This window comes from Corynebacterium sp. ES2775-CONJ (assembly GCF_024814515.1).
Lineage (GTDB): Bacteria > Actinomycetota > Actinomycetes > Mycobacteriales > Mycobacteriaceae > Corynebacterium.
Genome location: NZ_JANUXT010000002.1, coordinates 215,330 through 229,013 on the forward strand (window position 1 = coordinate 215,330; position 13,684 = coordinate 229,013).

Consider the following 13,684-nt stretch of genomic DNA (forward strand, 5'->3'; position numbering starts at 1 on the left):
CTGTGCGACTTTTAGCAATATCACGCGCCCTTTTGATCACCAGCACCAGCCTGGCGCTCCTACCACTCCACGCAGTAGCCAGCGAAGTTCCGGTGGAAGAGCTTCGCTGGGGTATTCGTACCAGCTTTAATAATTACACCGGCGGTCCAACCTTTTTAGAGGATGGGGTTACTTTTACCGATCGGACATTCCACTTCCCACTTCAGAGCTACCGTTTTGATTCCGTAACCCAGCGCACTGAGGCGCAATTCGGTGGTGAGGTTCGCTTTCGCAACTATTGTGGCACTAAGGAAAAAGCTCGAGACCTCTCGGCTACCTGCGATCTTGATATGACCCTTCGCAATCCCAAGATAGTTATCGATAACTCAGGCTCGTACCTCGAGGCCACCGTGCGCAGTAAGCAGTACCAGGATAAGAGTTACTATGCCCCGAGCGAGCCAGTAAAGATTGCTCGGCTCTCCACTGCCGGCGGTGCTTTTAAACAAGATACGGGCTATATCAATTGGGAGAATATTCCAACCACGCTTACGACCGAGGGCAATCGTATGTTCTCCGAATTCTATGAACCAGGTCAAGGGCTCGATCCGCTCTCCTTTAGTGCCAAGGGGCAGGGAGCACGGCCTGATTCTGATACTGGTTCGCTAGAGGTCATGCAGCAGAAGTGGCGCTCGCCTGCCACCTATGATCAGCACCATGGTTTGTACCAATTAGGAGATAAGGTTTTGGTATCGGTGGGTGGCCATGGTCTCTATCTCATCAATTCCGACATGAAGCAGATAGCCGAGGTGGATTTCCCATTGTCGCGCCATAATATTGCCGCGTTTGACGCCGTTCACGGCTATTTTTATTTCAGTGAATCCCCAAGTAGATTCGATCGCTTCAGCTCTGTCATTAAAAGAGTAAAGGTCACCAGTTCTGGCTTCGGGCAAATTGAACCCGTTGGCACAACCAAAGGCACTGTTCATAGCATTGGGGTGCACGATACGACTGGCGATATTATTGCCATTTCGGTGGAGAACAACCAATCATCGACCCCTACGGTGGAAAAGATCGGCCACCTCAATATTATTTCCGGCGGCGATACTCCCGCTATCAGCTCCGATATCGTCCTGCCTTCGGCGGCAGAGCTCTTTGCTACGAACGATATTGCGGGTGATAGCCCCTACGCCCCCGGTTTTGCGCCAGAGCCCATGGCCACAGTGCTGCTCAGTATGCCTGATGGCACTTTCGTTTATTCTTCGAATGCGGATATCTATCTCAATGGTGAGAATTCGGCCAAGCGCAAGGCCTTGATCAGCATTGATCCCCGCGCCCGGGAGCCTGAGGCGGTGGCAAAATTCATGCCGGGGTCACAAGAGGATAATTCCAATGAGTCGATGCCGGCTATGGCTAATAATGGGGCCGACATTATCCGCTGGAATAATTTCACCTCAGCCGGTAGCAATCAAGTTCAGCGGCTGATCTATGCCAATCGCGATGTGACGGCGGATCAAGGCTTAGCAGCACGCCCCGATCTCACAGGGTGGGCAGGAGTTAGTTGGGATAGCCAGAATCAGCCAGTCATGTTATCTGGTGAGCGTGGCCAGCTTATATGGTTCGACCCCTCAACTTTCACACCTGTCACTCATGATGGAAAAGAGCGCGTTTTTGATATTCCCAATGGGCGCGAAACCTCCAATAGGACCCAAGGCAATTTCCTTGCGCTTGCTAACGGATCTTTTTTCGTACCCACTGTGGTGGAAAATAATACCAGCGGGATCGAGCACTATGAGCTGGTGCATATTGTCGATCCCACGCGCGAAGCTCTGAGCACCGAAACCCCAGAGGAAGCCCACCGGCGCGAAATTCGCGAACATAAGCAATTGGCATGGCAGATTTTCACCGATAGCCGCTCTCGCCTGAACAAGGCGCTAGAAAATCTCGCTGCGGTGAATAAAGCAGGCTCTGATACTGAAGTTACTGCCGCTCGTATGCGCGTCGACGAGGCACGACAAACCTATCTCGCCAGCCGCGAGAAGCTCGCTGAACTGTGGCCAGAGAAACTTCCTCAGAATGATGATCTGCTCAATCTCTCTGAGGACGAGACCCCGGCTCCTACCCCGATACCCGAAAGTGAAACCGGACTTAGTGGTGGCGCCATTGCGGGCATCATCATTGCGGTTCTTGCAGCTATTGGGCTCATTGGTGGCTTCATCGCGCAGCATCTCGGGCTGCTGGCTCAGTTCCTTCCGCGTATATAGATCTTTAAGATGAAAGGACATATCATGCACAATTATCGTCATTTATTGTCTGGTGTGGCGCTTGCTAGTGCACTAGCCACTGGCGCCGCATTGCTGCCTGCCTCTACAGCTGTCATTCCTCAGGGGATAGCTCATGAGACTAACGTTGATGGCTATGAGATAGAGACTAGTGATGCCATGCCGCATAAATACTATGTGGACAAGGCTGCTGATAGTGCCCAGTATATGGGCGAGTTGCATACTTTCCACGACCTAAGCCAATTGCGCCACGTCTATCACACTGCTGCCTACCAGCAAAAATACGCAGATTATACGCAGCGTACCCCGAAGATGAACCAAGCCCACCAATTATCTGAGGATAATTGCTATATCGCCAAGGCTCGGTTGGGTCTTGCGATGATGAAGGTGGAAGGTGATGCTGCAGCTAGAGCTCTTGATCTCAGCAAGGTGGGCTTTGACTTCAAGGAGAGTAAACAGGCATTAGAGTTGCTGCGCCAAAGCTCCACAGGGTTATTGGCCCGCCGTGATGCTCTAAAAGAGCAGGATAGCCTCGATAAGCGTATTGCTTTGATCAATAACCGCGAGAAAATCGTCTCCGATGGTGCCAACCGCCTTCGCGATATTATCGGTGACCTCGAGGCAGGCACACCTACTGCAGAGATCTCCCCGTTCGCGGTGGTTAATTACGACATTGCTCAAGGTTTTGTGGATTGCGAATTGGGCTTAAGTACCGACGCAGCGTGTCGGAAGCTCAATAATGATCGCGACGAGAAGCGCTATCCAGGCCACCCGTTAACCGACCATGCTAAGCAGTTAACTGTCACGGTCGTTGATCCGCTAGTTCTCAATTCCGATATGCGCACCGCTATAGAGCGCGATGCCGAGACAAATCAACAGCTCTTAGAGCTGGCCTACGGAGCACTCCCGAAGGCCAATCACGATCCCGCACCTTCTCACACTCCCTCCCCAGCTCCGCAACCTCCAACGACATCTGCGCAGCCAACCCCTGACCTTGAACCTGATGAACCCGCCAATCCTCAGGATATGGGCGTTGGACGTATAGTGGGCATAGTGGTGGGGGTCATTGCTGGCCTCATCGGTTTGGCAGCGATCGTTATAGCAGCATTCAATCACTTCATCCCCCGCTAATTACTCCTCGCATACGGAATAGAACCCCCTAGGAATTTCTCCTAGGGGGTTTCTGTGGGCTCTATTCGTAGCGCAGCGCTTCGATGGGGTCTAATTTTGCAGCCTTATTGGCGGGATACCAGCCGAAGAATACTCCGATAATTAAACAGAATCCGATGGATACTAGAATGCCCCAGAGCGGAGGAGCAGTCACCCCGCCCATGAAATAGGAGCCAATCATACCCAATATCGATCCGGTGGCAAGGCCAATAAGTCCACCGATCATACACACGACAATGGCTTCGATAACGAATTGGCGTCGGATATCGCGCCTAGTGGCACCGAGGGCTTTGCGGATACCGATCTCTCTGGTGCGCTCGGTGACGGTAATGAGCATAATATTCATTACTCCGATACCGCCCACAAAAAGCGAGATACCGCCAATCGCGGCGATGGCCGCGCTGATGGTCGAGAGGAAGGTATTGAGAATCGCCAAGCTCTGCGCCCCGTCGAAAACCCGTACGTTGTAGTCGGGGTTGTCCTGGTAATAGGATTCGAAGAAGGATGAGACTTTATCCATAAATTCCGCAGGCTCAATGCGCGGCCCTTTACGCAAAAAGATATTCTGCCAATAGTTCTCCTCACCGGTGAAGTACTCCTGGAGGGAATACGGCATAAGAGCGGCATTTCGCGGGCCGCTGATATTGAAGAGGTTTCCTTCTGCTGGTTTCTGCACGCCAATCACGCTCACACTGACGAAGCTCTCTTCGGATTCAAAATCGAGTGTGGATCCAATAGCGCGCTTAACATTTCCTTTAAAAAGCGCCTGCGCCAGCTGATCTGAAATCACCGCCACAGGACGGCTATTGGCAATATCGTCGGCCGAAATCCCGCGACCCACCTCAACCGGAATATCCCGCAAAGTAGCATAATCTTCATTCACAAAGCTAACGGTTCCGTCCGCGTCTGCTTCACCAGAGTTGAAATTACCAAAACTAGCCGATTGATCACCGATGGCAACACCGGCGAGGTCATCACCCATAACCTGACGAAGGCGCTCGATCATATCTTCGCTAATGCCATCCTCGGGGTCCTCGAGTGGTCCGAAGTAAAAATAAGCGTCTTCCCCGCCGAGCTCTTCGAGCTCTTCTTCGCTTAAAGTGGGCTGGATCTGCAGGGAGTAGTCGGCCGCACCAAGGCTGGCCAGACTGGAATTGGCATTCACTTTCAGAGCTTGCCCGAGGGTAAGAATAGCGATCACGGAAGCAATACCGATAACGACACCTAAAAGCGTCAGCAATGAGCGCAGTTTATTGCCGGCGATATTACTCCATGCGAGTCTCAGCGATTCAAGTACGCTCACTGGTGGTCACCTCGATTTGTGGCCCGTTGGGTTGCCTTAATCAGCTCAGGATCTCGGGGAGCCCTGGGACCGCGCAGCACTCCATCACGCATCGTGACCGTGCGGGTCGTCTCTTTAGCCAGCTCGGGGTTGTGGGTAATAAAGACTATGGTGCGCTGCTGTTCTTGATTGAGGGTATGAAATAAGTCCATCACCATGCGGCCAGTTTTGGAGTCGAGGGCACCGGTGGGCTCGTCGGCAAGAATAAGCGAGGGGTTATTAGCAAGGGCGCGGGCAATAGCGACACGCTGCTTCTGCCCACCCGATAATTCACTCGGCGCGTGCCCTGCGCGGTCGGCCATACCCACCATATCCAGTAAATGCATAGCGCGTTCTTCGCGCTCTTTGCGGGATTCACCTGCGTACATCATCGACATTTCCACATTTTGCCTAGCGCTAATGCGCCCAATGAGGTTGAAGTTCTGGAAAACGAATCCGATGTGTTTACTGCGGTAGCGCGAAGCCTGATCATCGCGAAGATCGAGGACGTCCACCCCTTCGAGCAGGTATTTTCCACGTGTGGGACGATCGAGCATCCCAATGATATTCATCAACGTGGATTTACCGCACCCGGAAGCCCCGACAATGGAAACAAATTCCCCGTCAGCGACGTCGAATTCGCAATTATGCAGCACAGTCAACTCATTCTCGGTATCAGCATTGAAGGTTTTGTAGATGCCTCTCATATCAATAAGCTGCGGCGGCATACTATCGATTTGAGTCATTAATTAACCTTCTCCACTGTGACGTCATCCCCAGATTGCGCGGTGGTTGATGGTGCAGCAGCGGGGTCTTCGGCAACCTCAACCTCATCATCCACATCGGTTATGAAGCGCTGATAGTCACCTAGGATGCGATCACCCGTCTTCACCTCTCCGCCCGTGACCTCATAATCGAAGTCAAGTTCCTTACCCAGGTCGATGCGGCGCTTGCGAATAATATCGGTGCCATCCTCCTTCGCGACAACGAGCACGAAATTTCCGTCGGGACCTTTAAACACGGAGTCTTTGGATACGAGAGGGTTATCGCTGGCTTTTTTGGTAATAATTTTCGCTTTAACAGAGCTGCCTAATAGGAGGCCGTCTCGGTCGCCTATAACCTCAATTTCAATTGGAAAGGTAGGTTTGGAGGAACTAGTTTGTCCAGAACCTGCTGCTTGGGGGTTCATAGCGGTAGAGCCATCGGTGCTAGCAGCCGGTGAAATAAAGGACACGCGACCCTCAAACTTCTTATTCTCAGTAGCGGTGGTGGTGAAATCTACCTCTTGTCCTACCTTTACCTTGGAGATATCGATCTCTTTGATGGTGGAGTGGATAATGAGGCGACGGTCATCGGCCACCATCATCAAGGGACCGGTAGCCGGGGTGCCTTCTTTGGCATCTACGCGGGTGATAATTCCAGATATTGGGCTGCGCACCTCGGCGGAGGCAATATCTACTTGCAACTGCTGATTTGATGCTCCATTGGCCGCACGGCTCGCCCGCGCGGAGCGCATCGCATCATCGATAGCGGCTTGCTGGTTTTGTACCTGGTTATCGACACTGCGCTGTGCTGCGATGACATTGGTCGCAGCATCCTTCTTAGCATCAAAGGCCAGAGCTAGTTCCCGCTGGGCATTCTGAAGCTTTAGATCCACGCCCCCGAGGGTATTATTGAGTAGATTTTGCGCATCGTTGAGGTTACGCAGGCTGGCTAAGAGTCCCGCCGCATTGCTGGCAGTGGTAAGACCAGCGCCCACATAGTTCTCCGGATAGCGCTTCAGTTTCTCCTGCAGGGCTTTTACTAAGGCCTGGGTGGAGGCGATATCAGCGTCGAGACGGGCAATCTCGATGGGATCTGTGGCCAGGCCGCGTTGCGAGATCAACTGGGCCAGTTTGGTATTAAGCGCGGCTAGTTCCGCGGTATCGCGGGCCTGGTCTTCTGCGCGATAGAAAATGGTGGTACCGGTGCGAGCCGCCTCAAGTGCTGAGTTTAAAACCTGGTCCCGTGCTGCCTCGACGGCTGCGGTCTGGCCGATAATGCTCGGATCATTGCCTCGATCAACCTGGGAGCGCTGGAAATCATACTCCGCCTGAGCGCGCTGATATTGAGCGTCCGCCTGGCGCAAGGCGGCTTGCGCTGCGGATATTTCCCCGTTGAGGCCATCGTTATTCAGGCCCACAAGCTGATCGTATTGGCGCTGTGCCGCTTGAATTTGGCTAATCGATGCCGCATCTTGGGCAGCTTGCTGCGCTTGTGCAGTAGCAAGCTGGCGCTCAATCTGACTGGTATCCATACGCGCAAGGATCTGGTCTACTTGGACGCGGTCGCCCACTTTGACAGATACCTTATTAACCGGTGCTGCCAGGTTTGTGGTTAGCGCCACCGAGCTTTGGGCTTCGATGGTGCCAGAGATGGATACCTTTTTTGCGTTATCTCGCTTGGAGAGCTCCTGGTAGTCAGCTGCACTGATTTCCTGTTTATTGTTGGAGACATAATAGATTCCCCCGCCCGTTGCCAGGGCCAGCGCTAGTAGCACCGAACCTCCGATAAGTACGCTCTTATTTGCTACGGCTGATATGGCCACGATGACTGGCTGACCTTTCTATTGGCTCTATAAAGCGATGTCTCTTCTTATAAGTAACGCTAACAAAGGGATAGCATTCTTGACCACCCTGATTATCCAAAACGGGGTGAGGGCAAACCCTGAGTTATTGACAGTGTTCTTCTCCCCCACCCTGAGGGTTATGTCATCTGAGCGGGAGATTTACGCGCTCTAATCGGTGAGGTTACTGGTGCTTGAATTCCGGGACGCGCTTATGAGCGAAAGCATCCATCCCTTCTTTTTGATCCGCGGTAGCAAAGAGGGCATGGAAAGTACGACGTTCAAAAAGCAGGCCTTGCTGCAGTGTGCTCTCATAGGCTGTATTGATCTGTTCTTTAATGAGGGAGGTTGCAATAAAAGAACGCTCTGCAATCGTGGTGGCGACCTCGAGGGCAGTATCGAGGAGATCGGCTGCGGGAACCACCCGTGCAACCAGGCCTGCGCGCTCTGCTTCCTCGGCATCGATCATTCGACCGGTTAAACACATGTCCATTGCTTTCGCCTTACCCACAGCCCGGCTAAGCCGCTGCGAACCGCCCATACCTGGGGTGATGCCGAGATTAACTTCTGGTTGGCCGAATTTTGCGGTATCACTAGCGATAATGAAATCGCACATCATAGCCACTTCGCACCCTCCGCCCAAGGCATAGCCGTTGACCGCGGCAATAATCGGGGTACGCGCAGAGCTTAGGCCATCCCAGCCAGAGAACCAGTTACTGAGATACATCTCAGGTGCGGATTTCGTGGACATTTCTTTGATATCCGCGCCTGCGGCAAAGGCCCGCTCACTGCCGGTGAGCACAATGGCACCGATATTTGGGTCTGTGTCGAATATGTTTACGGCGGCAACGACCTCCTCCATGAGTTGCTTGTTTAAGGCATTGAGGGCTTTGGGCCGGTTGAAGGTAATCAATCCGACGCGGCCATGCGTCTCAGTGAGGATGGTTTCGTAGGTCATTGCTGGCTCCTTAAAATGACGTGGGCACAATAAAAATCCCGTGTATGGGGGTTATCCTCAAGGCTAGCGTAGGAGAGCCAGTTGCCTGCAGTAATATTGACCACCTTTTACTCATCTGACTGTGAGGCGATAGGCGGAGATAGGCGGCGAAAAACAAAACCACCCGCTCTCGTGATCATCACAAGAGCGGGTGGGAAAGTAATGCTCAGGCGATCTACTCGCCTTAGTACCTTTATGCTACTTCTTGAATGGGAAGCCGAGTTCACGCAGGAGAGCGCGGCCTTCATCATTGTTGGTAGCGGAGGTTACAACGGTGATATCCATACCGCGCTGGCGGTCGACCTTATCAACGTCGATCTCGTAGAACATGGTCTGCTCGGAGAGACCGAAGGTGTAGTTACCATGACCATCGAACTGCTGATCAGAGAGGCCGCGGAAGTCACGAATACGTGGCAGAGCAACAGTGAGCAGGCGATCGAGGAATTCCCACATACGGTCGCCACGCAAGGTTACGCGGGCACCGATGGGCATACCTTCACGAAGCTTGAAGTTAGCGATCGACTTCTTAGCGCGACGCAGCTCAGGCTTCTGGCCAGTGATGGCGGTGAGATCTTCCAAAGCGCCGTTAATCAGCTTGGAATCGCGGGCAGCGTCGCCCACGCCCATATTGACAACAACCTTCACGACACCAGGGATCTGCATGACGTTATCATAGGAGAACTCTTTATTGAGCTTGGTACGAATTTCCTCGCGGTAGCGAGTCTTAAGACGTGGAGTGTAATCGCTCATGATTAGATGTCCTTCCCATTACGACGAGAGATACGGACTTTCTTGCCGTTCTCATCGAGGCGGTAGCCAACGCGGGTTGGCTTGCCGTCGGAGTCGAGGACCATCACGTTGGAAACGTGAATAGGAGCTTCTTGGGTCACGATTCCGCCGGACTCTGCACCACGCTCTGGGGCAGAGTTTGCTACGTGCTTCTTGATGCGGTTAACGCCTTCAACCAAAACCTTTTCGGTCTTAGGATAAGCCTCAATAACCTTGCCTTGTGCGCCCTTATCGGGGCCGGAGATTACGACGACCATGTCGCCCTTATGGATCTTCATAAGATTAAATCACCTCCGGTGCAAGGGATACGATCTTCATGAATTTCTTATCACGAAGTTCACGAGCAACGGGGCCGAAAATACGGGTGCCCTTAGGCTCGTTATCGTTCTTAATAATCACAGCAGCGTTCTCGTCGAACTTGATATAGGAACCGTCTGCGCGACGGGTTTCCTTCTTGGTGCGAACGATGACAGCTTTGACAACCTCACCGGCTTTAACATTGCCGCCGGGGGTTGCTTCCTTGACTGTAGCGACAATTACATCGCCCAGACCAGCGAAGCGTCGGGTGGAGCCGCCGAGGACGCGGATGCACAGAATTTCACGTGCACCGGTGTTGTCGGCGACCTTCAGACGCGATTCTTGTTGAATCACTAGGGGTCTCCTTGACCTAAATTTTATGTGTGGCAGAGTTCCGGACTGACACACGCGGTCTATGTACTGCTGCCTCCATTTTCGGCCCCGAAGGGCATTCAAGCCGCCGTTGCCCCGGAATCGGGCATCGCGAGCTCAAACCTATAAAAGGCAACCCAGATAGTAAACCACACCCACCACTTGCTTTCAAGCTTGCCATTTTGGCCCCCTATTGGACTCACACCTTCATGGAGTGGCCTACGCGCAAGTCCACCATAGAGTTGGAGGTCAAAAGCGGAATCCGCCAAGTGCACCGCCATAGCTTAAGGTTAGCGTGAAGTTAGCGTGAAGTTAGCGTGAGATAGCCAATTACACCTTCGTGCTCGGCCAAACTTCCAGTCGGTCAAAGGAGCTATGCGCTTAGCCCTGGCCCCAATCGAAGTGTGTCTGTGACGAACCTCGGAGCTTCTGGTGCCTGATATTAGTGGAGCGTTTCGCTTGAGGCTTCAGTATCTCCCTCAGTGTGCGAAGAATCGTTCGTTATTCTCACTCTGATAATAAGCCCAGTGGGTGCTGATGTTGTGACCTCCACCGCAGAGCTTTTCTTGTTCACACCCACCGCGATGATGCCAGATACCTCCTATCTGCGAATATGACTGAGCTCTCCGTTAGTTTTTATCGTTCTAGGTATTAAGCTTCAACGTGAGAGTGAACTATCCCACCTGCTAAACCATATTTTTTCAGAACAGCCTACTCGCCCAAGGTCCGCTACCACCTCACAGCGTCAAACTCATATATCTCTGCTACTGCCCATTTCTTTACCTTTGACCCATCAGGCATGGACGTACATAGACCTTTTGTCCATCGCCACTTCTTTGAGCAGATAGCGCTTTGTGTCCAACAAAACCTTTGCCTCGCACACTAGGTGTGGGAACCACCCGTCCCAATCAAACTCCTTGGCCTCATCGAGCAGTGATTGTGAATCAGGCTGATCCCATTCGATGTCAATATTCGGATGGTCCAGCAGCGGGATTGTGCGATCACTTTTTCGCCATTCCAGCATTCACACCCTGATAGCATGATCGTCAGTCAAGCGACGAGCGAGGCAATTGACGTAGGGAAATCCAGCCGCATCGGCGATGAAAATGAAACCTTTCGGCTGTGGATCAGGCAGGTCAAAGGGAGTCGAACCGTAATAGGATGCCTCAAAGGTGTCCCCGGGCTCAACGGATTGGACCCACAAATATGCCGGCCCTGAAGGTTCGTGGATCAGGAAGTATAGAGTGAACTCACCACTGCGTTTATCAATATCGACGAGAGTATAGCCTCGCATCACTTGTTTAGTGGGTTGATATGGATGGGCAAACCAGCAGCGAATAAAGTCTCCTCCGCATGGTTGGCACTGCCGAATGAAATCCGGGGAGCTTACCCGTACATCCTTCATTGTGGGACTGTGGTCCCAGATTCGTAAAACTGTGCACGTAAAATTTTCCACTCGTAGGACCCTCATGATGAGCCCGTATATACTTTTACCTACCTTAGACGCCCCTGCTTAATCTTCTGCTTCGCCGGATTTCTTATATCTACGGTCACCATAGCAATAAAAGACCTCGAGGCTAAGGCTTACCTCAATTATACGACTTTGAGTGGGCTTGCTCGATCACTCATAGTGTGCGCATCCACGTCTCGAGGGGCCTACGTCCGTGGCGCACGCGATCGCAGCACAATGCTGCATCCTTATTTGTTGAGGTCTGAGGATGCAGCATGAGCTTTTAGGAGCACGAGCGTTTGATGAGAAATCTAGCGGTAGGATTTGAGGCTTTCCGGCCATTGGGCATCGTTGAAAACCAAGTACTCTACAACGGGATCAACCTCGAAGACTGGAGGATCACTCACTTCAATTTCAGCGGAATCAAAGCTGGATCCGGTCTCCATCCGAGTAGGTGCCTCTTCAGAGCCGAAAGAGGCCGTGTCTTTAAAGCGAGCCCCTTCGAACTGTGCATCTTTATAAAAGGTAGCTGCATCGAAGATGCTCTCTGCGCTAAAAGTTGCGCCATTAAAGCCAGAGTGGGCATCAAAGGAGGCGTCACGGAAAGAAACCTTCTGGTAGAAGACCGAGTTTAAGAACCAAACGCCCTTGGCAAAGCGTGCCCCGTCAAAGATGGTTTCGCCACCGAAGGTGGTGTACTGGAAGTCAGTGTGCCCGGTGAACGTGGACGAAACGAAGCTCGCCTTATCGTTGATTTTCGCCTCACCAAAGAATGTATCGCCAGCAAAGGTCACCCCGCTCAACCACAGATCCTTCTCAAAGCGGGCTCGAGAGAAATTCACATTTCCCCGGAATTGGGCGTTATCGAATCTCACGTCCTCAGTGAAATTAGCCCCGCCGAACCACGCTCCTTGCCTGAATACGGTATGGAAGAAGGAGGCCTCAGCGAGGAATTGGGCATCAGTAAATACGGGATCAACATCGAAAGATGCGTAGTTGAATACAGCTGGGCGAGTAAATGTGGCCCCGCTGAAATCTGCCACCGAATCAAAAGATGCCTGACTGAGATCAACCTCAGAGATGAAATAGGCGTGGCGGAAATCGAAACGGCAATCGGACCAGAGCTGTTCTATTGGCTTGAGCTGCTTCTTCCCCGCTGCAGTTTCGAGGCCACTAGCAGAAACTAGATGCTCGGAGAATACGCCGAAGATCGTTGACTCAACAGCACGCTCTCCATCGGTATCGTCTCCGCGATGACTGCGCAAATAACCACACAAGATATCCACCACTCGCTGTTTATAAGAGCCACCTCGGATATCAGCAACATCTGCAAGGGTATAGATGCCGGCAATGCGAACCTGCGGGGAATCTGAACCTAATTTTTCCATGGCCTCATCGAGACGGCGATCGGTACTCAAACCGTCCTCGGCCAGCTGATTAGTCGCAGAATCGCGGCGCTCCCAATATCGAAAAACGAAATAGGCGCTAGCAACCAGCGCAATAATGGCGTATTTGAAGGTTTCGACTTGAGTAAGAGCCGCAAATTGGTAGCTGGATGCAAGATCTCCCAGCCAGAGCGAGGCCAGTGTGGCATAAAGAAATAAAACGATGACGAGCGAAACTGCGAGCGCACGCAGCACGGATTTATTGGACCAGTGCTTAAGCGCACCCCAAACGTTGGCGATCTCGCGTCCGATTGTGCGCACCAGGGCAGCCATGCGCACCTTATAACTCGGCCAGTTCTTTTGAAAATTTTCGGAGGAATCCTGTAGCTTCTCACTCGCTTCCTGGAATTTTTCGCCTGCCTCGAGCTTTACTTTCTCCGTAGCTTCGGTGAGTTTAGTGGAAGTTTCCTTGAATTTTTCGCTCGCTCCCTCCCTCACCTTTTCTGTGGTTTCGGTGAACTTGGCGGAAGTTTCTTGGAATTTCTCTGTTGCCCCCTCTTTGACTTTTTCTGAAGCTTCAGAAAACTTCTCTGAGGCCTCGTGGAGTTTCTTAGCACCCTCTTGTTTGACAGCATTCAGCTTTTCTTGGGTAGCGGATTGCTGTTGTCCCTCTTCCACGACGCCAGCGTCGAGCTCCTGCTCAATATCGGGTTTTTCTACCTCGACATCTGCGCTCAGCGCCTGATCGTTGTTTACAACCTGCGCCGGGTCAGTACCCTCCTCTGGGGTGTCCAAGGCTTTTAGTTCCACGGTAATGTCACCGTCAATATCAGTTTCTACTGCGGTCACCGTATAGTGGTCCGCCTCAGTATCGGTAGCCTCGAGCGGGGTTTCTGACTCGGGAGTGATTGAGATATCTGCTGGTGTTTTCTGCTCTGGATATTCTTCGCCTGTGTCTTGAGCCATGAGGTCCTCTTTTGTTGGGGGAGAAAATTCTGATACCTCACGATTTTACCGCTCACAGCCATATTCTGCGCCCG

General features: G+C 52.3%; 12 protein-coding genes. 2 read left to right on the top strand and 10 right to left on the bottom strand.

Features of this window, described 5'->3' with window-relative positions:
* Nucleotides 1–2 precede the first annotated feature (2 nt).
* Together NXT01_RS03260 and NXT01_RS03265 are read left to right on the top strand one after the other, a co-directional pair.
* Complete coding sequence (locus NXT01_RS03260) at nt 3–2,240, top strand: HtaA domain-containing protein (protein WP_259077325.1); 2,238 nt, start codon at nt 3–5, stop codon at nt 2,238–2,240.
* A 24-nt stretch (nt 2,241–2,264) separates the two neighbouring features.
* Entirely contained in the window at nt 2,265–3,389 is a 1,125-nt protein-coding gene (locus NXT01_RS03265; RefSeq protein WP_259077327.1) for a hypothetical protein, read from the top strand.
* A 61-nt stretch (nt 3,390–3,450) separates the two neighbouring features.
* Here the strand turns inward: NXT01_RS03265 and NXT01_RS03270 are convergent, their stop codons facing one another.
* The 10 genes from NXT01_RS03270 to NXT01_RS03310 form a co-directional block, all read right to left on the bottom strand.
* Nucleotides 3,451–4,731 (bottom strand): ABC transporter permease, encoded by a 1,281-nt coding sequence (locus tag NXT01_RS03270; RefSeq protein WP_259077329.1) that lies wholly within the window; start codon nt 4,729–4,731, stop codon nt 3,451–3,453.
* The gene (locus NXT01_RS03275) at nt 4,728–5,477 is read right to left on the bottom strand and encodes an ABC transporter ATP-binding protein (protein WP_310470301.1); all 750 of its coding nucleotides are present in this window, start codon (nt 5,475–5,477) and stop codon (nt 4,728–4,730) included. Before NXT01_RS03275 ends, NXT01_RS03270 begins: the two co-directional genes overlap by 4 nt.
* A 17-nt stretch (nt 5,478–5,494) precedes the next feature.
* A complete protein-coding gene (locus tag NXT01_RS03280; protein WP_259077332.1) occupies nt 5,495–7,336 on the bottom strand; it encodes an efflux RND transporter periplasmic adaptor subunit in 1,842 nt (613 codons plus the stop codon).
* Nucleotides 7,337–7,538: 202 nt separating this feature from the next.
* Nucleotides 7,539–8,312 carry an enoyl-CoA hydratase gene (locus NXT01_RS03285; protein WP_259077334.1) on the bottom strand — a complete coding sequence of 258 codons (774 nt, stop codon included), beginning with the start codon at nt 8,310–8,312 and terminating at the stop codon, nt 7,539–7,541.
* 237 nt (nt 8,313–8,549) lie between these two features.
* Nucleotides 8,550–9,104 carry a 50S ribosomal protein L5 gene (gene rplE / locus NXT01_RS03290; RefSeq protein WP_259077794.1) on the bottom strand — a complete coding sequence of 185 codons (555 nt, stop codon included), beginning with the start codon at nt 9,102–9,104 and terminating at the stop codon, nt 8,550–8,552.
* Nucleotides 9,104–9,418 carry a 50S ribosomal protein L24 gene (rplX, locus tag NXT01_RS03295; RefSeq protein ID WP_259077336.1) on the bottom strand — a complete coding sequence of 105 codons (315 nt, stop codon included), beginning with the start codon at nt 9,416–9,418 and terminating at the stop codon, nt 9,104–9,106. The genes rplE and rplX overlap by 1 nt, the downstream gene beginning before the upstream one ends.
* A 4-nt stretch (nt 9,419–9,422) precedes the next feature.
* Nucleotides 9,423–9,791: a 50S ribosomal protein L14 gene (gene rplN / locus NXT01_RS03300; RefSeq protein WP_259077338.1), complete on the bottom strand. Its 369-nt coding sequence runs from the start codon at nt 9,789–9,791 to the stop codon at nt 9,423–9,425.
* An 811-nt stretch (nt 9,792–10,602) separates the two neighbouring features.
* Nucleotides 10,603–10,833 (bottom strand): siderophore-interacting protein, encoded by a 231-nt coding sequence (locus tag NXT01_RS03305; protein WP_259077345.1) that lies wholly within the window; start codon nt 10,831–10,833, stop codon nt 10,603–10,605.
* Nucleotides 10,834–11,280, bottom strand: coding sequence for a siderophore-interacting protein (locus tag NXT01_RS09425; RefSeq protein ID WP_396124710.1), 447 nt, complete (start codon nt 11,278–11,280; stop codon nt 10,834–10,836). It lies immediately after the preceding gene.
* 290 nt (nt 11,281–11,570) lie between these two features.
* On the bottom strand, nt 11,571–13,610 hold the full coding sequence (locus tag NXT01_RS03310) for a pentapeptide repeat-containing protein (RefSeq protein ID WP_259077347.1): 2,040 nt from the start codon (nt 13,608–13,610) through the stop codon (nt 11,571–11,573).
* Nucleotides 13,611–13,684: the final 74 nt, after the last annotated feature.